The sequence below is a fragment of the Kineothrix sp. IPX-CK genome (genome assembly GCF_039134705.1).
In the GTDB taxonomy this organism is placed as follows: domain Bacteria; phylum Bacillota; class Clostridia; order Lachnospirales; family Lachnospiraceae; genus Kineothrix; species Kineothrix sedimenti.
Genome location: NZ_CP146256.1, coordinates 2,504,971 through 2,528,775, shown reverse-complemented (window position 1 = coordinate 2,528,775; position 23,805 = coordinate 2,504,971). Strand labels below are relative to the sequence as shown.

At 36.5% G+C, this 23,805-nt stretch carries 13 protein-coding genes and 1 pseudogene; all 14 read left to right on the top strand.

The genetic code is table 11. The features are described 5' to 3' along the window. Positions 1-6 precede the first annotated feature (6 nt). Positions 7-1,068, top strand: coding sequence for a CD1107 family mobile element protein (locus V6984_RS12260; RefSeq protein ID WP_342755921.1), 1,062 nt, complete (start codon positions 7-9; stop codon positions 1,066-1,068). After that, entirely contained in the window at positions 1,065-3,272 is a 2,208-nt protein-coding gene (locus tag V6984_RS12255) for a hypothetical protein (protein WP_342755920.1), read from the top strand. The genes V6984_RS12260 and V6984_RS12255 overlap by 4 nt, the downstream gene beginning before the upstream one ends. A gap of 44 nt (positions 3,273-3,316) precedes the next feature. Then, positions 3,317-4,138 carry a hypothetical protein gene (locus tag V6984_RS12250; RefSeq protein WP_342755919.1) on the top strand — a complete coding sequence of 274 codons (822 nt, stop codon included), beginning with the start codon at positions 3,317-3,319 and terminating at the stop codon, positions 4,136-4,138. 194 nt (positions 4,139-4,332) lie between these two features. Beyond that, positions 4,333-4,422, top strand: a complete 90-nt coding sequence (locus V6984_RS12245; protein ID WP_342755918.1) for a putative holin-like toxin — start codon at positions 4,333-4,335, stop codon at positions 4,420-4,422. A gap of 255 nt (positions 4,423-4,677) precedes the next feature. Further along, entirely contained in the window at positions 4,678-6,396 is a 1,719-nt protein-coding gene (locus V6984_RS12240) for an AAA family ATPase (protein ID WP_342755917.1), read from the top strand. Positions 6,397-6,511: 115 nt separating this feature from the next. Further along, positions 6,512-13,153, top strand: a complete 6,642-nt coding sequence (locus V6984_RS12230) for a DEAD/DEAH box helicase family protein (RefSeq protein WP_425324207.1) — start codon at positions 6,512-6,514, stop codon at positions 13,151-13,153. 56 nt (positions 13,154-13,209) lie between these two features. Then, positions 13,210-13,560, top strand: coding sequence for a MobC family plasmid mobilization relaxosome protein (locus tag V6984_RS12225; protein WP_342755915.1), 351 nt, complete (start codon positions 13,210-13,212; stop codon positions 13,558-13,560). A gap of 48 nt (positions 13,561-13,608) precedes the next feature. Continuing rightward, the gene (locus V6984_RS12220) at positions 13,609-14,007 is read left to right on the top strand and encodes a hypothetical protein (protein ID WP_342755914.1); all 399 of its coding nucleotides are present in this window, start codon (positions 13,609-13,611) and stop codon (positions 14,005-14,007) included. Continuing rightward, positions 14,004-14,780 (top strand): Fic family protein, encoded by a 777-nt coding sequence (locus tag V6984_RS12215; protein WP_342755913.1) that lies wholly within the window; start codon positions 14,004-14,006, stop codon positions 14,778-14,780. Before V6984_RS12220 ends, V6984_RS12215 begins: the two co-directional genes overlap by 4 nt. Positions 14,781-14,853: 73 nt before the next feature. After that, positions 14,854-16,287: a relaxase/mobilization nuclease domain-containing protein gene (locus V6984_RS12210; protein WP_342755912.1), complete on the top strand. Its 1,434-nt coding sequence runs from the start codon at positions 14,854-14,856 to the stop codon at positions 16,285-16,287. Positions 16,288-16,950: 663 nt separating this feature from the next. Next, positions 16,951-18,963, top strand: coding sequence for a hypothetical protein (locus V6984_RS12205; RefSeq protein WP_342755911.1), 2,013 nt, complete (start codon positions 16,951-16,953; stop codon positions 18,961-18,963). A gap of 364 nt (positions 18,964-19,327) precedes the next feature. Next, positions 19,328-20,326, top strand: coding sequence for an ATP-binding protein (locus V6984_RS12200; RefSeq protein WP_342755910.1), 999 nt, complete (start codon positions 19,328-19,330; stop codon positions 20,324-20,326). An 18-nt stretch (positions 20,327-20,344) separates the two neighbouring features. Beyond that, positions 20,345-22,900 (top strand): S8 family peptidase, encoded by a 2,556-nt coding sequence (locus tag V6984_RS12195; protein ID WP_342755909.1) that lies wholly within the window; start codon positions 20,345-20,347, stop codon positions 22,898-22,900. A 137-nt stretch (positions 22,901-23,037) separates the two neighbouring features. Continuing rightward, positions 23,038-23,406 (top strand): annotated as a pseudogene (locus tag V6984_RS22335) (DNA polymerase IV); the annotation flags it as partial. Between the last annotated feature and the right edge of the window lie 399 nt (positions 23,407-23,805).

The window sequence follows — 23,805 nt, the reverse complement described above, 5'->3', positions numbered from 1 at the left end:
GACAGTATGAAGAGTATAAAAATATTCATGATATGCAGCGTGATGCTGTTAGGTACTTATTTATTTTCTTTACAAGCGGAAGCGGCTGAGGTCGCAGAAGCTAATAATAATTTAACGACTATTACAGTAGGAGCATCGGATGATGAATCGGGCAGTTTGATGTATGCGATTGATTCGGATGACCCGAACGCATTCGGATCATCTAATGAATTTGTTGTAGAATCCGGGAGCAGCCATGTTGTGTATGTAAAAGATGCTGCCGGAAATATATCCAGTCAGGTGGTTTCGGCACCAATAGAAAAAGTGGGAATAGAGGTAACCATAGGACAAGACGGTACGGATACGGCAGTAGCCACGGCAAGCGCCGGAAAAACAGTTGGCGAAGCCGCGGAAAAGGGAGGTGGAACAGTTGGTGAGACAACCATAACAGATGGAAGCAGCTCCGCAGAGAAAATATTTTATACCATAACCACTAAAAATGAAAACGTATTTTACATGGTAATCGATAATACTCGTTCGCAGGACAATGTGTATCTGCTCAATCAGGTAACAGAAGAGGATTTATTAGCATTAACAGAGGGAGCAGATGCTAAGAAGACCAAAGAGACATTATTTGGCAGTTCAGCGGATGAGAATACGGAAACAGTGTCAAATACGGAAGTGCAGGAAGCAGAGTCAAAGAAGGAAACGCAGGACAAAAAGAGCGATCTGCCAATTATTATTCTTGTTGTAGTAATTGTTGGCGGCGTTTATTACTATCTGAAAATCTACAAGCCCAAAAAAGCGGAAGAAATGGATCTGGCTGATGCAATGGATATTGATGAATTTGAGACAGAAGAGGAGTCGGAAGGAGATGAGATTGTCTTTGAAGAAGAGGAAGCAAAAAACAGGTTGCTAAGGAAAATTACCGATGAAGCGATGGAAGGAGAAATTGTAGACCTTTCAGTAAAAAATTCCTTAACGGAGGAAGATGAGATATTTTTAAATAAAAGGATTGAGGACTTTGAAACAGAAATTGCAACTGCTGATAATGATGAAACAAACACTAACTTGGAGGAGGATGAATGATGAAGAGCATAAAAATACCTGGTTTCTTAAAAAGTGGTAAAAATATTGCTGCTGGAATTGCAGTGTTAGCAGCCCTGGGCGGCAGTATCTTATATTATGTATGGCCAGATCAAATGACAGTGGAAACTGGAAGTTATTCTCTTGAAGAACGGCAAGCAATTGCCGATGAGGTAAAAGATTATCTTGTGGAATATGTCGTTTCCGATGGTTTCGTCAGCGAGGTAGGAGAATCCGAAGATTTAAAGACGTTACTCGCCGAAAAAATAGCTGCAGGGGAAATTGTATTATTAAATGAAGGTCAGATAGATGAGATTGCTCAGTATGCGGTAGATAATTACAATGCCCTGCTTGGCAGTAATATTGATTCTCTAACCGATGAGCAAATCAAAGCTCTTGAAGAGAGCATCCGTAATAATATTGCCGTTACTATTGGCGATACAGCAGAATCAAAGGAAGAGGATGTCAATACAATGACTGGTGGTGTAAGCACCATCATAATAAAAAACATCATGGCACAACTTGACAAGATGAATGAATCCATTGAGCAGCTTCAAAGTGACCTAACTAAAATCAAAGAAAATATCGCGTTAGGTGCTTCCTTTACTGACATTTCTTCATCGATAGGAGAACTGGAAGAACGGCTCGAATATGTGAAGGAGAATTTAAGCGAAGAAGACCAGGCACTCGCAAGTGATATCAGCGATATTGAAGAGGATTTGAGGACCCTTCATGTAAATGTTGATGAAACGGCAACGGTTGTTGTCCAGTTGGAATCTACGATGGATGATCTTACAAAAAGCAATTTGGATTCCCTAAATGTACAAATTAGTGATACTTTGTCAGCAATCGATAAAATAAATAAGGATTATCAGAGCATATTGGACAAGATTAGTAACCTGCAGTCTTCCATGAGTTCAAAAGATACAGAATTATCGAATATTGCCAAGGATGCAGCTAGTAAAGTGAATGACTTATCCGGATTACTTACAGCTCTGCAGAAAGAGTTGAGCAATTATAAAAGTGCTACGGATAAGGCATTAAAAAATGTGCAGGATTCGCAGACGGTGTTAGATAAAAATTTATCTGGCTATAAAGATACAACAAATAAATCTCTAGTAGATTTATTTACGGGGCAGGAGTCAACGGATAAAAAATTGTCTGATTATAAAAATGAGACGAATACATCTCTTACTGATCTGCAAAATGAGCAGACCACAACGAATAAAAATTTGTCCGATTATCAGGATATTACCGATGCGGATATTACTAATATTTACAGTATTATCAATAGTCTGCAGACAGCGCAGAACACGAATGAAACAGATCTAACAGAAATCAAGAACAAACTAAAAAGCCTCGATGACCAAATGACACAGGTTTTTACATCTGTCAGTAGCGGTAAGGCATCTCTAGCATCCGCGCTCACTGACAAGGGAGTATCAACGGATGCAGTGGCAACATTTAATACGTTAACGGATAACATAAAAGGCATCGGAACAAATGCCAATGCGGTATCTACATCCTTATTGACAGGATATACCGCATATGTAGGCAATAAATACATATCTGGCAGCATGGCGAATCAAGGAGCGGTTAATGCCGCTTTAAACTGCGGACAAAGCTATAGTATACCGTCAGGCTATCATACCGGCTCTGGAAAAATAACCGCTAATAGTCTGGAGAGTCAGACGCAGGCTACGGCTACCGCTAATAATTTAAGTGCAGGTGTTACCAGTTGGGTAAATGGCCGGTTAATCACTGGTAATGGAGCGGATAACCAGGCTTCTTATAATCAAGGATATAATGACGGTATGCAAAATGCTGTTCCTACGGTAATTACACACTTAGATTCTTCATATACTTCTCAATCTTTTTCTTATGATGATAATGGAGGGTCTTCGACGACGAGCCATAAGTGGAAGCAATATAACAACCTGATTTTTGATATAAAATCAGTGTATGCAGACTATACCGCCCTTACAGCAGATAATTTTTATTTTTGTATAACCGCATCGGAAACAGAACATTACATAACGGCCGGATGCAACATAGGTGACCCCAAGCCATTTACTATGGAAAAAGTATATGACCCTTCAACCGGACAGCTCACAATTAAAAATGTAGATGGCGCTTCCTATGAACAAGGTAATGACCCCGGCAGAATATCCTTTTCGATAACGGGATTTGAGCTGATAATATTATAAAGTGGAGTAAATTGATTAATAATATAATAACAGGAGGAATCTGTATGGACAGTACTAAATTAAAATGGTGTAATGACGTTCTAGGAAGTGTTGATGATGCCATACAGCGTATCAAAGAGGGAACTTTCAATCGTAAGCAACAATATTTGCTAATGGAGGTTACTGGAGATTTGATTAATGCTCTGGAAGATTCGGAAACATACAAAGAATTAGTTACACTGTTAAATAAAATTCAAGAGGAATTTGAAGTTCCTCAGATTATGGACATTAACTCGGACAGAATAATCGAAATAAAAGAAAAAATGGCAATACAGCTTAATGAAGTTGAAAAAATCAATTATATTCAAACAGCCCTTCAGCTTGATGTACAGAGTATAATGCCTCTATTAGAGCAAATCCGTCAAAAACAAGAGGAGGTTCGACTGTCTTTTCAAAAAGCGGTAGATATTGATTTTGTCTTACATGGTAAAGTAAGTGAAATAACAGCAGGGGCGCTGGAAGCTTTTCATTTCGATGTGAATGGTGATAAGGAAGTCGTTACAGTAGCTGAGCTGCCACAAGTGGATAAAACGCAGGTAATTGATAATAAAAAATATAAGCAATATCTAAAGATCCCTCCTCAAGGGAAAAAGCAATTTCAAGAAACAGTAACTTATCTGAATGAAAATGGTGCCAAGTTTGATGGGGTAGTAAAGAAGTGGTATATAACAGAAGAGGCAGATAAAGGAAAGTTCACTTGCTTTTTGGATAAAGCATCAGTAATCGGTAAGCTGTCCGAAAAGAAAAAAACAACCAGTGAAAATAATGCGGACATTACTTCGCAAAAAGGAACTCAGGGAATGAACTATAGGGAAGGAGTAAAATAGATATGCTTGGTTGGTAGCAGAAAAAAGGGAATAGTGGGAGAAGAGGAGACAACAGGAATGGACAAATACTAATTGCGTTCTATAGAAATTATTGATAAAATAGTAACGGAGTAACCGTGTACAGGGTTGGTTATCAGCCTTCCGGATTTCAGTATTCCAATTAAGGAATATACGAAAGAAGGGAGGTGATGCAGATGGATACATATGACGTCTTGACATTATTGTTTTTAGGCGGTACGTTTCTCATTGCTTTACTTACCTATTCCGATAGGAATAACAAGTAAAAAAATGCCTACCCTGTCTGCGGCAGGATAGGCGGCTCTCGTTGAGAGCTAATTAACATTCATCCGGAAGCATCCACCTTGTGGGCGGTTACTCTTCTTGATTAAAATATAGCACGTCGTTGCCGAGAAGTAAAGAGAAAAATGGAGTTAAAAATATTCGATATCGAATATTTTTCGCAATGAATCTAATAAAGTCATCGAGAATGAAAGAAGCTTACAGGCTTCTTTTTTTAACCACAAAACTGGGAGGGAAAAATGGATTTCAAAAATTTTGTAAAAGAACATGGTTTAATGTTGAAAAAAATTGAGAAAGAAAAAAATGTATCTGTAGTTATCAATGCATTTGGAGGACCAGGGGCGGGAAAATCCACAGCTAGTCTTGGAATAGCGGAAGAATTAAAAAAGCTAGGCTATGCGGCAGAATACATTCCGGAATACGCAAAAGAGCTTGTGTGGGATGAGGATTGGAATATGCTGGATGGCGCGGAAGAGCATCAGTTTGCTATCCTTCAGGAACAAATAAAAAGAATTGACCGCCTGATTGGTAAGGTTGATTTTATTATTACCGATGCGCCAATTCTACTTAATCAGATCTATCACAAAAATCTGACACCAGAATATGAACAGATGCTGAGGGAGTTATTTGGGCAGTATGATAACTTTAATTTTATAGTTCAGCGTAATGCGGAAAACTTTGAAAAAATTGGTAGAATCCATGACTTGGAGGAAAGTCTGAAAAAAGATAATGAAATTGAAAATATGTTGGATAGATATGGGCTTTACTATGGGATTTACAGCCATGATTCAGTAAATAAAGTTATTTCAAATGTAATCAAAACATATAAGAAATGGTTAGCGGAAAGAGAAGCACGTCTGGTTGAAAAGTCTTATAAAGGAATTGTATATGTAGATAAGCATGGCGAGGGGAAGGATACAGAAACCCTTTATGGAAACAGTGCACAAGACATTCTCACCACTCTTCGGGAAAAGAACAAAAGTCTTCTAAAAGAAACCCAATATATTAATGTTTACATCGGAGAACTAAATATAGACAAGAATATGTATGATAATTTTGCCAAATATGAGATCGCAAGCGGCAAAAATATTACGCCTATTTATTTAAATATTCCCCACATTTCTGATCGTAAGGAATTTAAAGCATTGGCTAAAACCTTGTCGGAAAACGGTGCAAAATATAATAAGTTTAAAAATAAATTCTATATAACACGAGATTGTGATCTTAATAAATTCGCAGAATTCTTACCTGTTACCGGCTATTATGCAGAACAAGAGGCTTATCGCCAGCAAAGCAGGAATGAGCTGGATTATAGAATCTTCGTGGGAAATGAGATGTATGATAATAGAGCCACGATTTATTATAATTCCGATGAGGAAGCCATTGACATATTTGGTGATGATTATGGAGTACATTTTCCAACACTTAGTGAAGGTGAAACGAAAGAGATAATTGAACGCTTTGTTCTGCCCGATTTAAAGGATGTTAAGAACTCAAATGAGGAAATAATCGAATATAATGGAAAAATGTATTCTACGGGGCAATATGAGGTTATTAAGCGGGCCTTGAAGGATCTCATGACATATGAGCAAATAGAGGTATTCGCTGATCCTGGATTAAAGAATGATTTAATGGAAGAATTAAGATTTGCTTTAAAGGATGGCTTAAATATAGATCAAGTAATCTATATAAAAAATAGTTGTTCTGAGCAGTGGCAAATGGATTTCATGAGATATGGCCTGCAGCATGGAGTACCAGTGGAAAAACTGCAGCCTGTTATACAAGATACTACTTTTAATTCCATGAAAGACTGGACAACAAAAAGAAATGAGATAGATAAGCTGAAAAAGGAGTTATGTAAAAAGCCTTCTCTACTTTCAAAGATTGAAAGCAAGAAGAAAGCGCTGCCCGTAGCAGATAAGTCCTTAAATGTGAGAGAACATGAATCCGTAAAGTAAAGTAACCTATGAGAAAGAAAAATTAGAGGTAAATATAATGCAAAAGAAATATGAATATATCACTAGATTAGCAGAAAATACCGCTAAACAACTAACAAATACAGAAATAAGCTGGATGGAGTTTCTTGACTTCGCAGCAAAATTATACAAATATCCATTTTCTGAACAAATCCTTATTTATGCCCAAAGGCCGGATGCGACTGCTTGTGCTTCTCTGGAACAATGGAATGAAATAATGCATTGTTGGGTGAATAAGGGCTCAAAAGGCATAGCTTTGATTGATGAAGAATCAGATAGTGGAAACGGGCTGAAATATGTCTTTGATATATCCGATGTGCATAAGGCGAGGGGAATCGGGCGTTATCCCTATCTGTGGATTATGCGGGAAGATCATAAGGGGGTGGTCGTAAATCAGCTTGAAAAAACTTATGGGAGTACCAACGGAACAAATATCTTCGAGGACCGATTAATTGAGATTGCAGATCATATAACTGAAGAATTTTATGATGATATTATTTCACAAGTGAATTATGTGAGCGAAGGCAGATTTTTTGAGAAGCTTGACGAGCAGAACGCAGTACTTCGGATAAAAGAAACTTTATCTTCCAACATTGCTTATATGCTGCTGTCAAGGTGCGGTGCTGATATGGAGAAGTACAGGACGGCGCTTGACTTTAGCCATATCCATAATTTTAATACTGTAGAAACTCTATCTGTTATCGGCAGTGCCACCACCGATCTATCAAAACCTATTCTTATAGAAATTGGAAGGGCTATAAGAGCGTATGAAAGAGAAATTACAGTTCGGGATAGGCAAGAAGGAAATTTCAAAGAAATAATACTTGAAAATGAGTCTGATATGTACTATAATGCTTTAAAGCGTAAAAGCGAAATGGAGCCGGCACAAAGTGAATATTCTCATGTAAAAAGGAGCGATGAATATGAAGTTGAAATACGAGGAGAACGGGGATTACCTAATACCTCAGATTATGTTGGACGAGCAGCCGGAGGGAACACTGACCAAATACGGACTCCTGCGCAAGAATTATCTGAAGGAGAACAAGAAGGGGATTTATACGGGGCTGTTACTGAATGGAAATCTCATGAGCCACTTGCTTACGCTGCAGGAACAAGCAGAAGAGAGAATGGAACTTCTGACAGAGCAGATGAAAGTGAGAGAGGGCGTGACAGAGCAGCTCAAAGCAACAGATCAGATGTTATGGGTGCAGAAGATGAACAACATCAGACACTCAGCGGAGGAAATCGTACTGACGGAACTGATATACAACTAAATACAGCGGGGAGTGAGCCGGGCGATGATACATCGTCCGGTTTTTCTCTTACTGATTATGAGCGTGGTATTTTGCGTTATGATAAGTTTTTGATACATAAACGCCCAGAGATTGCCGGGTATCTGCTAACTGAGCTAGATGAAGCAAAACAGCGGGATTATTTAAAAAGATGCTATAAGTTGGAGGAATACACCGAATTTTATATCGGTATCAAAAAACAGCGTGCCGGGTACCGGGCAGATACTGATGGAATCACTATGTGGATGGGAAATTATTTGAGCCGGACAGCAGAAACCAGGGCATCATGGGAGGAAGTGCGAAACAAGGTCTGCTCCTTTATTGAGAAGGGCACGTACCTTGCTCCTAGAGAGAATATCTCACAGGAGGAATATCAGCAGCTTAGCCTTTTTCCAAGTGTAGAGGAACAGGTGGAGATTATTTTGGCGGCGGAAGCAAGTAAAAAATATACGCCTCCCGATATTTTTTCTGTTCAAGAGCAGGATGTTGACTTACTAAGACCGTATCCGGAAACAGAAACGGCACCGGCGGAGAAAGAAATTTTAAAAATAGATAAAGCGAGTGCGGTTAATTTCCGAATTACCTATGAAAGAAGTGAGCAAAATTCAGAAAACAAAAAGCTAGGATTCTCCCCAAAAGAAAAGTATAAGCAGAACATTGCAGCAATTCGCGTTTTAGACCAGATTGAGAGTGAGCACCGACTTGCAACAACACAAGAACAAGAAATTTTATCCCGCTATGTGGGGTGGGGGGGTCTTGCCGATGTCTTTGACGAAACTAAAGCAGGGTGGGCAAATGAATACCAGGAACTAAAAAGCATATTGTCTTTGGAAGAATATGCATCGGCAAGGGGAAGCACCTTGAATGCCCACTACACAAGTCCTGCTATTATTAAAGGTATTTATCATGTAATGGATAGAATGGGATTTGAAAAGGGAAATATTTTAGAACCGGCAATGGGCATAGGCAATTTTTTTGGCATGCTGCCAGAGAAAATGAAAGCTAGCGGGTTGTACGGAGTGGAGCTCGACAGCATAACAGGGCGTATTGCAAGGCAGCTTTATCCGCATGCTGACATTAAGATAATCGGCTTTGAAAAGACTGAATTCCCTAATGATTTCTTTGATGTAGCAATCGGAAATATCCCTTTTGGTCAGTATAAAGTGGCTGATAGGGTATATGATAAGCATAATTTCCTAATTCACGATTATTTTTTTGCGAAAACATTAGAAAAAGTTAGGCCGGGTGGCATACTTGCTTTCATCACATCGAAGGGAACAATGGATAAGCAAAGTCCGGCTGTGCGTAAATACCTTGCACAGAGGGCGGAATTATTGGGCGCAATACGGCTTCCAAACAACGCATTTAAAGAAAATGCGGGAACCGAGGTCACATCAGATCTTATCTTTCTTAAGAAGCGAGACCGGATAATCGACCATGAGCCAGATTGGGTACATTTATCGGAGAACGAAGATAGTATTGTTATGAATGACTATTTTGTGGAACACCCGGAAATGATTCTGGGGAAAATGGAAATGATCTCCGGTCCTTACGGAATGGAGGCAACCTGCACCCCGGATGCAGATATTCCATTTGTAGAACAGCTTTATAATGCAGTGGAGCAGATTAAGGGAACCATAGATACCATAGAGCTTGATGAGTTTGACGATGAGCTGGCAAGAGAGAGTTTACCTGCAGATCCGAATGTGCAGAACTACAGTTACACAATTGTAGGAAAAAGAGCATACTACCGGGAAAATTCAATAATGAAACCTGTGGAAGTGTCTGAGTCGATGGAACAACGGATTATTAGAATGGTAGGTTTAAGGGAATGTACGCAGGAGCTTATTTATCTGCAATTAAATGATTTTCCAGATTCTATGATAAAAAGTAAGCAAACAGAGCTAAATAAACTATATGATGTCTTTTCAAAAGAATATGGGTTAATAAATTCTCAGACCAATAAAAGAGCATTTAATCAAGACTCCAGTTATTGCTTACTTTGTTCATTGGAGAAGCTAGATGAAGAAGGAAACTTCAACGGCAAAGCGGATATGTTCACCAAGCGCACCATAAAAAAACAGGTAGTAGTTACTCAGGTAGATACCGCAAGTGAAGCTCTGGCCGTATCCCTTTCTGAAAAGGCAAAGGTTGATTTAGCCTTTATGGCTTCATTAACGGAAAAAAACGAAGAAGATATAACAAAGGAGCTTGCCGGAGTAATTTTTTTAAATCCAGTAACGGATAAATGGGTAACTGCAGACGAATATCTTAGTGGGAATGTTAGGGAGAAAATGGAAGTTGCAAAAACTTTCGCTGAAAATAACCCTACATATGGCATAAATGTAGCTTCTTTGGAAAAGGTTCAGCCTAAAGAGTTAGATGCATCAGAAATTGAGGTGCGTATCGGGGCAACGTGGATTGCTCCGGAATATCTTGTGGATTTTATGCGGGAAACTTTTGAAACGCCTAATTATCTGTTTGATCGTAATGTTGTTGGAGTACAGTATTCCGATGTAACTGGACAGTGGAATATCAAAGGAAAAAATGCTGACAGAGGCAATGCCCTTACGAATGTCACTTACGGAACCGGCAGGAAAAATGCTTATGAAATATTAGAAGATTCCTTAAATCTTCGTGATAGTAGGATATTTGATATCGTTATAGAGGATGGAAAGGAAAAGCGGGTATTAAACAAAAAGGAAACCATGCTTTCAAGTCAAAAGCAGGAAGCAATCAGAGAAGTCTTTAAGGATTGGGTATTCAAAGAACCGGTTAGAAGACAGACTTTGTGTGATAAATACAATGTACTGTTTAACTCTACTCGTCCGAGGGAATACGACGGAAGCCATTTGAAATTTCCTGGTATGACTCCGGATATTATCCTAAAACCACACCAGAAAAATGCAGTGGCGCATGTTCTATACGGAGATAATACGCTGCTTGCCCACTGTGTAGGAGCAGGAAAGACTTTTGAAATGACCGCTGCGGCAATGGAGAGTAAGCGTCTTGGATTGTGCCAAAAAAGCCTTTTTGTAGTGCCAAACCATTTAACAGAGCAGTGGGCAAGTGATTTTTTGCGGTTATATCCCGGGGCTAATATACTTGCTGCCACGAAGAAAGACTTTGAACCAGCTAACCGTAAGAAGTTCTGTTCTAGAATTGCAACCGGAGATTATGATGCGGTTATTATCGGGCATTCACAGTTTGAAAAAATTCCCCTTTCTACAGAACGGCAGATAGCCATTGTGGAGAATCAGATCCGCGAGATTGAAATGGCAATTGAAGCGGTCAAGGATGCAAAAGGAGAGCGCTATACTATTAAGCAGATGGAAAAGACGAAGAAATCACTATCTGCCCGTTTATGCCGCTTAAACGATGCTACAAGGAAGGATAATGTGGTTACATTTGAGCAGTTGGGTGTAGACAGGCTGTTTGTAGATGAAAGCCATAACTACAAAAATCTGTTTCTTTACACTAAAATGCGAAACGTGGCGGGTATTGCGCAGACAGAAGCACAAAAATCATCGGATATGTTTGCGAAGTGTCAGTATTTAGATGAACTGACGGGTGGAAAGGGTATTACTTTTGCCACTGGAACACCAATCAGCAATAGTATGACAGAGTTATACACCAATATGCGTTATCTCCAATACCATACCTTACAGAAAATGGGACTTGGACATTTTGACAGTTGGGCGGCGGCCTTTGGGGAAACACAGACCGTTATAGAGCTTGCTCCGGAGGGAACGGGATACCGGGCAAAGACAAGGTTTGCAAAATTCTTTAATCTGCCGGAATTAATATCTCTGTTCAAGGAAAGTGCAGACATTCAAACGCCGGATATGTTAAATTTACCAATACCCAAGGCGGAGTATATCAATGAAGTATTAAAACCTAGCGATTACCAGAAGGATATGGTGAAGTCTCTTGCGGAACGTGCGGAAAAAGTACGTGACCGGCAGGTGGAACCTCATGTTGACAATATGCTCAAAATTACTAATGACGGAAGAAAATTGGCATTAGACCAGCGGCTCATCAACGACATGCTGCCCGATGAGGAACAATCAAAATCTTCGGTATGTGTGGAAAATAGCTATCGTATATGGGAAGAGAGTAAAGAGGATAAGTCAGCACAGATTCTTTTCTGTGATTTATCTACTCCAAAAGGTGGTGGTAGTTTTAATGTGTATGAGAATATAAGGAATAAGCTGATAGAAAAAGGTGTACCAAAAGAGGATATTTCTTTTATTCATGAAGCCAATACGGAAATACGAAAAGCGGAGTTGTTCGCAAAAGTAAGAAGCGGGCAGGTTCGCTTTTTACTTGGCTCTACCCAGAAGATGGGAGCAGGAACGAATGTCCAGGATAGACTGATTGCTTTGCACCACCTGGATGTGCCTTGGCGGCCGTCAGATATTGAACAGCAGGAGGGAAGAATTTTACGCCAGGGCAATCTGAATCCTAAAGTCAAGATTTTCCGCTATGTGACAGAAGGAACCTTTGACAGTTACTCTTGGCAGCTTATTGAAAACAAGCAGAAATTCATTGGACAGATTATGACGAGTAAAAGCCCGGTTCGAAGCTGTGAGGACATTGACGAAGCTGCACTTACCTATGCGGAGGTTAAGGCCCTAGCAACAGGAAATCCCTACATCAAGGAGAAAATGGACTTGGACATACAGGTGTCAAGGCTGAAGCTTCTAAAGGCGAACCATACCAGTCAGCGTTATCGTCTGGAGGACAATATTGCAAAGAATTATCCACAGCAGATTACTACATTAAAGGAGAGATTGGCCGGATATCAGTTGGATATAAAGACTTATCAGCAGAATAGACCGGTAGATAAGGACAGTTTTTCAATGTTGATTGGAGGCAAAACATATAACGACAAAAAAGAAGCCGGAACTGCTCTCATTTCTATATGCAAAGAGATAAAGGAGACTAATGCAGCGGTCGCGATAGGGGAATACCTCGGTTTAAAAATGAATGTTGTATTTGATTCCTTCTATGCAAAGTATACGGTTTGCCTAAAGGGAAAACTTACTCATGATGTGGAAGTTGGCAGCGATCCGCTTGGAAATGTTCAGAGGTTAAACAATGCACTGGATTCTATGGCGAATAAGGAATCTGATTTGAGACAGGTACTTGATAATGTTGAGCATCAGCTTGATACAGCTAAAATGGAAGTAAATAAACCTTTTGCACAAGAAATCGATTTAAACGAAAAAATATCACGTTTAAATGAGCTAAATGCTATTCTAAATATGGATAAGACAGAAAATTTTGACGTGGATATTGATGTCGCTGAGGAATGTAATGAAGAGAGCATTATATCGAACCTGGGGAGCGAGTCTATAATTAGTAAACTGAATCAAAAAAAACAGCAAGTCGAATTATATGCACCTCAGTTATCAAAGGAAAAGGGTATGGAAAAATATTGTTAAATAATGTAAATAAGGGAGCGTCTGCTCCCTTATTTTTTTATCAGGAGAGTGGTTATATGTATGAATTTAGAGTGAGAGATAAACAAGTGAAATTTCGATGCACAGAGGCAGAGCGACAAGCAATTGAAGAAAGAATCAGGGTTAGTGGAAGTCATGACTTAAGTTCATATTTAAGAAAAATGGCAATAGACGGATATATTATTAATGTCGATTACAAAGACCTGAAGGACTTGATCTATGAAATAAATAAGATAGGTATAAATATTAATCAGATTGCGCATCACGTCAATTCGGAGCATTTGGTCTATCAGAAAGATATGGATCACATTCAAAAGGATTTGGACGCAATATGGCAGTTGCTTCGAAGCAAATTAATGCATATTGAAAACAATATTGTAAAAATTTAACTAAATAAGGTATACTATACATAGAAGTAGAAAGAGGGTGAAAAGTATATGAAAGAAGCCGTAGTTGATTATACGTCTATTTCTCAAAGAAATTTTGTGAGTGAGCTTGAGCATAGGCTTAAAGACTCTATAGATAATGATTCATTCCTTCATTATTTGATAGACGAAATTTCTCTAGAAGATTTATATGAACAGAAACAATATGAGAAGCTTTATTATACTGTTGCCTTAGTTAATTACCTGGACTGTATTGATGAAGAAATGAAGCTGGAATATGTTAAAAAATATGCGGATGGAATGTTAGATAAATTAACATTCCCTTATGGTGTCGAAATATACTGTAAAGTGGTTGAAAGTGATGCAATAAAGAAAGAGCTTATTAAAAAAGCTATTCCTGAATTCCTAAAATATAATTTAGTTATAACTGAGATTGGAGGTTCAGTATGAGTATAACGGAATTTATTAGAAACAACAAAGAATATTTTGAGGATTTTATTACCAGGAGTACTTATCATTCCAATGCCATTGAAGGAAATACTTTATCCTACGCAGATACTTATGCCATTATATTTAATGATAATGATTTTAAAGTTTCTGCTAAGCCGCGTGAGATATATGAAGCAATTAATCATAAGTATGCAATTGATTATGTTTTAGATCACTTGGATGATGATTTAACCGAGAAATTGATTAAAGAAATTGCAATTATTATAAACAAGAATATTAATGAGATTAGCGGTTATCGTAAAGTATCAGTACGTATTCAGGGAGCGGAGCATATACCGCCGGCAGCGTTCGAGCTACCTCAAAAGATGATGTATTTTGTTTATAACTATAATCATGTGGAATATCCGGATATCTTTGAAAAAATAGCTGATGGGCATATACAAATGGAACGTATACATCCGTTTGAAGATGGCAACGGCCGGACCGGACGCCTGCTTGTGAACTATGAATTTCTCAAGAATGGAATGGCTCCGATTGTCATTCCGAAGGATGAAAGAGGAAAATACTTTTCCTTTCTTTCCAATTCTGATTCGAAAGGATTGAGGCAATTTTTTAGAGAACTAGAAGAGAAAGAAATTGAACATATGAAAAAGTTTGTTGAAATGCAAAAAAGCACATCAGGAAAAATAGAAATAAATAAAGTTATCAGTGATATTCAATCTCGATTAAATGTAAAAGATGATAATGCTCATAATAATGAAAGGATGATTTAATATCTGTAAAATAAGTAGATGGAAAGGGAGGAATCTCTTTCCCTTTTTTTTATGTAGTCAATCGGAGGAATTTATGGCAATATCAAAAATAAAAGCAATTAAGAATACATTAAAAAAAGCAATTGATTATATTACTAATCCTGATAAAACCGAAAATGGAACGCTGGTGTCAACCTATGGCTGTAGCTTGAAAACTGCCGATGTAGAAATGAACATGACCGCACGAAAAGGCAGCCAGAACGGCAATAGAATCGCTTACCATTTGATGCAGTCTTTTGATCCGGAGGATGATATAACACCGGAAGACGCTCATAGAATGGGAATGGAATTTGCACAAAATGTGTTAGGGGGAAAATACGAATTTGTAATTGCAACTCATGTAGATAAAGATCACTTACATAACCATATTATTTTTAATGCCACTGATTATATTTATCATAAAAAATATCATATAAACTTCTGGGAACATAATAGAATCCGTAAAGAAAACGATAAAATATGCCGCGAGAATGGATGCTCCGTAATAGAAGAAACCTCAGGTATTAGAGGTAAAAGCAGATATGAATATGAGCAGTCGAAGGAAGGAAATAGCTGGAAAGATAAATTAAAAACGGCCATTGATAAAGCTATTATTAAAGCAAATAGCTTTGAAGAATTCATACAAATTATGGAGCTGGAAGGATATGAAATTAAGAGAGGAAAACATATCGCTTTTCGCGCCCCAGAACAGAATCGTTTCACACGTGCTAAAAAAATTGGAGATTTTTACTCAGAGGAGATGATTAAAAAGCGAATTGAAAATAAGGAATTTTATGAGAAGAAAAACGAGAAAAAAGCTTCTTCCACAAAAGAACAGTCCACCCCTAAAAGAAGAAAAGGATATAAGAGAAATAGGGATAGTGTAAATTTGATTGTCGATATATCCAAATGTCTAAAAGCTCAGGAATCGGTGGGCTATAAGAGAGCGGTTATGAGAGGAAATATGGGAAGCCTTGCAGAGACAATGAGTTATCTGCAAAAAAATAATCTAAGAACAATTGAACAATTGGAAGATAAAATAAATGATGTCTCAAAGGTGCAGAAAGATAATAATAATTCTTTAAAGGAAATGAAAAAAGAAATGCAAAGCTTATCTGAAAAAATTAAGTTTACTCAGAATTATTTTAATTATGGTAAGCTTGCAAGACAGGCCAAAAAGGAATTACCGGGCAGTGCTTTTTTAAAAGAACATGAACAAGAAATTATCCTTTATTATGCAGCCGAATATTATATGAAGCGTGAAGGAATAAACACACGAGAAATAAATCTTAAGGGAATGTTTGATGATTATAAGCAATTAAAAATGAAGCATGATATGCTATCAAAAGAAAATATTTCTATAAGAAAAATTTTGAAAGAACTGTATGTGATACAGAAAAATATAGAAGCGACACTTAATATAAAATTAAAAGTGGAGAGGGAGGAAACTAAAAAAAAGCAGGATAAAAATAAAGATATCAGCTTATGAAATCTGGCCGGTGGACGTGGTGCCATCGGCTTTATTTTTTTTGCTTTTCTCATCGGATTTTACATTCGTAAAATACGAAATCAGGGGTTTGGGGGCAGAGCCACCAACAAGCATTTTGTATAATTTTCGCGCCGCCGAAAATTGTACAAAAGTGCGCGAGTGGGTACCCACTTGCGATGCTTGCTATTCTCTGTTTCCGGGGGGAAACAGAGGCTTTTACGCGCCCGGTAGGGGCGCATTCGCGGCTTTAATGCCGCGCCCTCCGTACCGGAGTACGGTAGCCGTATCAAAGATACGGGAAAACAAATGCGAAAATCGCATTTGGAAAGCGCGGCAAATACTGACGCGAAAAATCCGCACCGTGGAGGTGCGGCCGGCGCACAAAATATTACAGATAAACATGAAATTGTATGTTAATAAGTTTTTTTAAATTTATACTATAGTTGATACAATGTTTTTTCCATGGTAAAATAATTAATATAATAATGTAAATTAACAATGATGAATATGAAAAAATGAGTAAAGATGAACAGGATTTTTATTCATTGCAAGGGTTTAAACAAATATTCAAATGTGAGAAAGAAGTAGGAAATAATCTTATAATATGTATTATAGGCAAATGAAAAAATGCTGTAAAAAATAGAAACTATAAGGGGAAAGAAAATGAACATACGTGAGAAAAATTATAGTAAAGAGGCCTCTTACTGTGTAAGAGTAGGGATAAAGAAAGGATTGAAAATTTGCGGAGCGGAACAAGAAATTAGAGTTGTAAATGAATTATCTAAATATTTTGCGATTACATTTTCAAAAGCAGGTGTTTTTAAAACCACAAACTATGTGTTTGATTTTTTACAACCAGGACAGGAGTTAAGAGAATTCTATAATCTGTACAATGAAGTGTTGTTACTTTTTTCGCCATATAAAGAATTTGAGGCAAGAACACTGGATTTTGTTGATAAAACATTAGAAGAGTATGATAATAGACTTGATAAAGTATGCGTTTTTTTAGTAAGTAATGATATCAATATTGAAACAAAAATTAGAGGTATAAACTCAATTAATAAAGATGCAAGAATAATAGTGCCTTTTACATATAATGAAATATTGAAAAAAGGATTAACAAAAAATTATATCAGTGATAAACTTAGAAATTATTTTTATAATCGTGATTTGTTTGCATTAGAGTCTCCTTTAAAAACAGAAGCATATTTTTATGGTCGTACAAAATTGGTACAAGAATTATTTGATAAATATTTACTAGGTGAACAAAGCGGACTATTTGGGTTGAGAAAAACAGGAAAAACCTCTGTTCTATATTCGTTAGAAAGGCAAATTATTTCTCGAAAAGGGTTTTCTTTATATATTGATTGTCAAAATCCGGGGGTTTACTTATGCAGATGGAACGAACTCTTAGCAAAAATCATTAAAGATATTGCAAAAAAATATGAAATAGAAACTGTAGTAGTGAACGAATCTGAGAGATATATCGATAGAAATGCAGCAATATCTTTTGAGGAAGATATATTTCAAATACATAAGTTACTTAGGAATACAAGGATACTACTAATGTTCGATGAAATAGAACATATTTGTTTTACAACAGCTGAAGATATGAATTGGAAAACAGGTAGAGATTTTTATATGTTTTGGCAAACTATTAGATCGGTTTTTCAAAAAGCGCCAGAGTGTTTCACATTTGTCTTAGCAGGTGTTAATCCGCTATGCATAGAAAGTTCATATATATTGGACGTTGAAAACCCAATATTTGATATGGTTAGTATTAAATATTTAGAATTATTTAATTTAGATAATGTAAAAGATATGATAGAACATATTGGAAAGTACATGGGATTAAGATTTGATGAAGAAATATATACTAAATTAACAGAGGATTATGGGGGACATCCTTTCTTAATTAGACATATATGTAGTTTGATTAATAAGGAAGCATCTGCAATGCGACCATGTATCATATCAAAATATGAGTATGATGCAAAAAAAGAGGAATATGATAGTAAGATAGTGCATTATGTTGAAATGGTATTAAGTGTTTTGAAAAATTGGTATCCTAAAGAATATGAATTATTGGAAATACTCGCGGTTGATGGTAATGAGATTTTTAAAAAGAATATCGATTATCGTGAGAAAGAAATAAATCATTTAATAGGATATGGAATCATAAAAGAGATTAATAAAAATTATTATATAACGATAAATGCTGTGTCGTTGTATATAGACAAGATGCACAAAATTAAAGGTAAACCAACAAGTAAGGAAGAAACTTGGACGAAAATATCATTAAGGAGAAATAAACTTGAAGAAAGTCTAAGAAAATTAATGCAACTTCAAATAGCTGCTCAGTATGGAAGTAAAAAAACCAAAAGTAAATTATTGGAAGTTATAGAATCATCAAAGAGATCTTTATTGGAAGACAAAGAAATTAATGATATAATTACAAATCATTTTTTCTTATTAGATGTAAAAAAAGTAATTCTGAAAAATTGGTCATTATTTGAGAAAATATTTATTGATAAATCTAAGTTTGATTCATTTCTTGATATTGTTAATAAACATAGGGTTGATGCGCATGCAAAAACTATTGAAGAGTCAGATATGTTAATGTTAACATATGCATTTAATTGGTTTGATGAGTGCCTTAAAGAATTGCCGTTATAGAATATTAATGATAGCCCTCAGCAACCCTAAGTAATACACCTACAAGTAAATACTATCACTCTGAAGGCTAGTAATAATCCATTTCCTTTCCCACATTCTCTTTTCAAAGAGATAATTATAAGGTTGCTGTATATTTTTGCTAAGCTGTTGTAATGACATTGCATAATTTCATAGTATGAAATATAATACCTATATTAACGATATAGGTTGCATACGCACAAGGCTCTGAATAAGAAGACATGTATGCGGTTTGGACGAATTTTTAAAAGTAATAATTCAATTATCGGTAGCTATAATAATGTGATTTTTAATAAGCTAGCAGTTTATGGAGATTATTCGGTAATTGAAGAAAGGAAAGTTTAAAATGACAGCAGAACTATATAAAAGATTATTCAAAGCTATTTTTTCAGAAGATATTATGTCTTTAAAAAAAATTGCTGATCAAATCATTTTGAAAGAGCGAGAAATAAACCATGAAGTTTTGGCAGATTCCCTTGAGAGGATAAAATATTCTGAAAAGCCAAAAAAAACAAACGGATTTTCACAATATGTGAATAGTAAACCAACTGGAACGATGAGTGGTTTACCGACTACTAAGCGCAATAATATGCAATTGGTATCTTTTGTTCCAAGAGAACAACTAAAACACCATATGATACTAAATGAGAAGATTGAGTATAGATTATTCTGTATCGAAAAGGAGTATGCTGCTAAAGATAGACTTGCTAAATTTAATTTGATGCCCAAAAAAAAAATACTGCTTTATGGTGAACCTGGATGTGGGAAGACAATGGCGGCAGAGAGGATTGCTTGGAATTTAGGATTGCCATTACTTAAAGTTCGTTTTGATTCATTACTTTCTTCATATTTTGGTGAATCAGCATCAAATCTAAGAACGGTTTTTGATTATTGTAAAGAAGAGCCAGCTGTTTTGTTGCTTGATGAGTGTGATTTTATTGCAAAATCACGGACTACAGGTCAGGACGTAGGTGAGGCACCTAGAATAGTAAATATGTTATTAACATTACTGGATGAATATAATTCGTCAGGATTAGTCATAGCTACTACTAATTTGAGAGTTTCTTTAGATGAGGCACTTTTTCGAAGGTTTGATGATATAATTGAAATGCCAAGGCCAACTAAGGTTGAAATCGAGAAATTATTGAAAACAACATTATCAGCAATAAAAACCAATAATAAAATTGATTGGTCTTTTATTGCTGATAAATTAAATGGGCATTCCGCTGCAAGTGTGGTTTCGGTAGCACAGAATGCTGCTAAAAAATGTGTCTTAGATGGTTCGATAGAGGTAGAACAAGAACATCTTATGGATATAATTAGTAGTAATTTATTTAAATGTTAAAACAAAGGGGGATAAGTAATGCCAGCAAAAGATAAGTTTCAACATCTACCGTTGCCTTTTATTGCACAGGGGAAACCATTTATAAGAGGAATGGGTCAGCCTGATCCTAGAACAAATGAAAACAAGGAAAATAGAAGTAGTCATGGTGCAGCTATTAAAAGAAAAGCTAGTCAAATATCGTATTTTTGGAAAGAGCGACAACAAGAAAGGTTGGAGGAAGAATTACCAGAAATTAGAACGGGTATTCCCATATTGCTGGAAATTGATCCAAGTCAAGATATTGAATTTCTTAAAAATTTAGGATTTGAAGTTATTTCCGAATTAGAGAATGGTTATGTAATTGTATCAAATGGTGACGATGAGTTTGCCGTTTTAAATAAAAAAGTTAATGATTTTATAAATGAAGTATCAAAGAATTGTAATACTCCTGCTCGAATCTATGCATTCCATGAAGATAAAGAGAGATTCGAAAAAATCTGTGGTAAAAGATTGTTAGATTCGCTAGATAAAATATTAGAAGAAGATATTTGCCTTTATGATGTAAGTATAAGCTGTTCAGGGAACGTATTTCAGTTGGAGAGGGCACCACAGCAACTTGAAGGGCAAACAGAAAAAGAATATCAAGAAAGTAGGATTTACAAAAACTGGCTAAAAAAATATGAGGCAGCATATGATGAATGGGATGAGTTGATTTATACACGCCAAGAGGACTTTATGCGATTTATCGATGCATATGGTGGCAATTTAGTGGATTCATTTATTGAAGGGATAGCGGGGATTTCAGCTTTTCCTGATAGTTTTTCAACTCGTATAAGTATTAATGGCAAATGCTTGAAAGATTTATTGTATAATTATTCTCCTATATATGAAATTGAATTGGTCGGAGAGTTGGATATTGTAAGTAATCAGGGTGCACCTTTGCCAGTTAACAATGATGATATACAAATAATACCTCCTGATGAAGATGCACCAATTGTTACAGTTATTGATAGTGGTATACAAGAAAGCCATAGATATATTGAACCGGCGATTCTTGCAGAGGATTCCTTATGTTTTGTGGCAGGAACAGATTCAGTAGCGGATGAAGTTGATAATGGTGGCCATGGGACAAGAGTGGCTGGAGCTATATTATATCCTGTAGAAATACCCAAAACAGGTGAATATCAATTGCCATGTTTTATTCGTAATATGCGAGTTCTTAATGAAGATAATGTACATTCTTTCAAAACAAATATTTTTCCTCCACTATTGATTAAAAAAGCAGTAGACAAATATTATTTGGAGGCCAAGAAGAAAAGTAAAATATTCAACCACTCAATAGCTGAAATAGGAGCATGTGAAATAAAGCATATGTCACCATGGGCGTCAGAGATAGATATGCAAAGTTATGAGAATGACATATTATTTATCCAAGCAGCAGGCAACATTCCGCACATGAATATTAGACAGTTTTTAGACGAAGGGATTGAATATCCCAAGTATTTCTTTGATGATAGATCTAGAATTGCAAATCCAGCTCAGAGTTTACAGGCTTTGACTGTAGGGGCAATTTCATTGGTTTCGTATGAAGATGAAGACCAGCAGAGTATTGCAAACATAAATGAACCGTCTGCTTTTACTAGGATTGGTTCAGGAATCTGGAATTCAGTAAAGCCAGATGTTGTTGAGTGGGGAGGAGATTGGATTAAAAGCAAGGAAGGAAATCGATTGAGCCTAGTCCCAGAGGTATGTCCTGAATTACTAAGAACTTCTCCAGAAGGTCCAGCATACGATCGAGATACTATTGGAACATCTTTTTCAACGCCCAAGGTTTCATTTATGGCAGCGGAAATTCAGAAACTTTTCCCTAAATCTCCAGCATTGTTATACAGAGCATTAATAGCACAGTCAGCGGAATTACCTATATCAAATGGAAGGAAATTTGGGGATGTAAAAGATATTGTTAGATTGGTTGGATATGGATTTCCAAATTTAGTTAAAGCAACTCGAAATGATGAATATAGAGTAACTCTTATTACAGAAGAATTATTTGAAATTTATGAAGGCCAAGCACACATTTTTAAAGTTCCGATTCCAAAGGAATTGGCAGAGATTGGTGATGATTATAAGATTAAGCTGTCTGTTACTTTATCTTATGCTGCTAAGCCGAGAAATACTCGCAGAACACATTCTAGATATTTATCAACATGGTTGGATTGGCGGTGTAGTAAAAAAGGAGAAGACAGCCAGGCCTTTAGTAAAAGAATATTCGAGACGGATGCGACTGTTGATGATGACGGCAATTTCGAATGGTTTATAGGGGAAAGACGTGATTGGGGGCGCGCAAAAGACTTTACAAGATCTTTTAATACACTTCAAAAAGATTGGGCCATAATTCGCTCTAATGAGTTGACAGAAGCATTTTGTGTTGCTGTTAGAGGTCGTAAGGGATGGGATTCGAATATACCAGCGAAATATGTCTTAGTTGTAACTTTTGAAGCAATAGAAGAAGACATAGAAATATATGAACCAATTAGAAATCTTATTGAAATTGAATTGCAACAAATTGAAGAAGAAATTAGACTTAACAATTAGGTTGGAAGCGTTTGGAGAGCGAGGCATTATGTATAAAGTGCTTCGCTCTCTTTGACTAGCTATATAATCTGATGCCATGGTCAGATGAACTTCCGCAAGAATGCAGGAAACCACGTCATTCATAAAAAGCGGCATTTATTTTAGCGTTAGGCGAATGTTTCTACGTTTACGACTGTGAGGCGGTTTTTAGATTAAAACACTTACTCACAAAAGTTGACCTCCGCGAGATTCCGTCTGCAGATGGCGGCGATATGAGTCAAAGGCATGGAATCGTACTTGTGAAATCTATACCGGCAAAATAATTTAAGATACAGACGGGTGAGTCTGTTCCAAATGCTTTAAAAAAATTTCCCAATCTTATTCTTATGCCGCCGAATTATAATTTATATTCATAATCTTCAAAGGCCTTTTTGAATATTTAACACGAGTATACGCCGATAGTTGAGCAATATAGTATAGATGAGGCTTACATGGACATGACCGGAACACAGTCCTTATGGGGAGATCGGTAGGTAGCCGCATCAAAGATACGGGCAAACAAATGCAAGAAACGCATTTATAAGCGCGATAAAGATTGCTGCGGAAATTTCGCACCGTGAGGGTGCGGATGGCGCGCTCAAATTCCTATGAACAAAGTTTTCCAAGTCATAAAAATATTTAAAAATACATATTACGAAGTTAATATTATTATATGAGTATAGCTCTTTTTTTATAAATGTGATAATATATTGTAAAATGTATGTAAAGGGGAGCTCTATAATGAAAGTAGTAGAAGTATTACTATTTGTAATTTCACATTTTCTATAATATTCCCCAAATGAATTCCCTAAAACAAGTTTTTTAATATAATAATGTCATTGACTACTATTTACCGGTTCTAAGTTTAGGATTTAAAACTAAATATC

What these genes read in the sequence shown, in the direction of transcription:
- V6984_RS12260 (WP_342755921.1), top strand. Translation starts at nt 7, where the DNA reads ATGAAGAGTATAAAAATATTCATGATATGCAGCGTGATGCTGTTAGGT.
- V6984_RS12255 (WP_342755920.1), top strand. Translation starts at nt 1,065, where the DNA reads ATGATGAAGAGCATAAAAATACCTGGTTTCTTAAAAAGTGGTAAAAAT.
- V6984_RS12250 (WP_342755919.1), top strand. Translation starts at nt 3,317, where the DNA reads ATGGACAGTACTAAATTAAAATGGTGTAATGACGTTCTAGGAAGTGTT.
- V6984_RS12245 (WP_342755918.1), top strand. Translation starts at nt 4,333, where the DNA reads ATGGATACATATGACGTCTTGACATTATTGTTTTTAGGCGGTACGTTT.
- V6984_RS12240 (WP_342755917.1), top strand. Translation starts at nt 4,678, where the DNA reads ATGGATTTCAAAAATTTTGTAAAAGAACATGGTTTAATGTTGAAAAAA.
- V6984_RS12230 (WP_425324207.1), top strand. Translation starts at nt 6,512, where the DNA reads ATGGAGTTTCTTGACTTCGCAGCAAAATTATACAAATATCCATTTTCT.
- V6984_RS12225 (WP_342755915.1), top strand. Translation starts at nt 13,210, where the DNA reads ATGTATGAATTTAGAGTGAGAGATAAACAAGTGAAATTTCGATGCACA.
- V6984_RS12220 (WP_342755914.1), top strand. Translation starts at nt 13,609, where the DNA reads ATGAAAGAAGCCGTAGTTGATTATACGTCTATTTCTCAAAGAAATTTT.
- V6984_RS12215 (WP_342755913.1), top strand. Translation starts at nt 14,004, where the DNA reads ATGAGTATAACGGAATTTATTAGAAACAACAAAGAATATTTTGAGGAT.
- V6984_RS12210 (WP_342755912.1), top strand. Translation starts at nt 14,854, where the DNA reads ATGGCAATATCAAAAATAAAAGCAATTAAGAATACATTAAAAAAAGCA.
- V6984_RS12205 (WP_342755911.1), top strand. Translation starts at nt 16,951, where the DNA reads ATGAACATACGTGAGAAAAATTATAGTAAAGAGGCCTCTTACTGTGTA.
- V6984_RS12200 (WP_342755910.1), top strand. Translation starts at nt 19,328, where the DNA reads ATGACAGCAGAACTATATAAAAGATTATTCAAAGCTATTTTTTCAGAA.
- V6984_RS12195 (WP_342755909.1), top strand. Translation starts at nt 20,345, where the DNA reads ATGCCAGCAAAAGATAAGTTTCAACATCTACCGTTGCCTTTTATTGCA.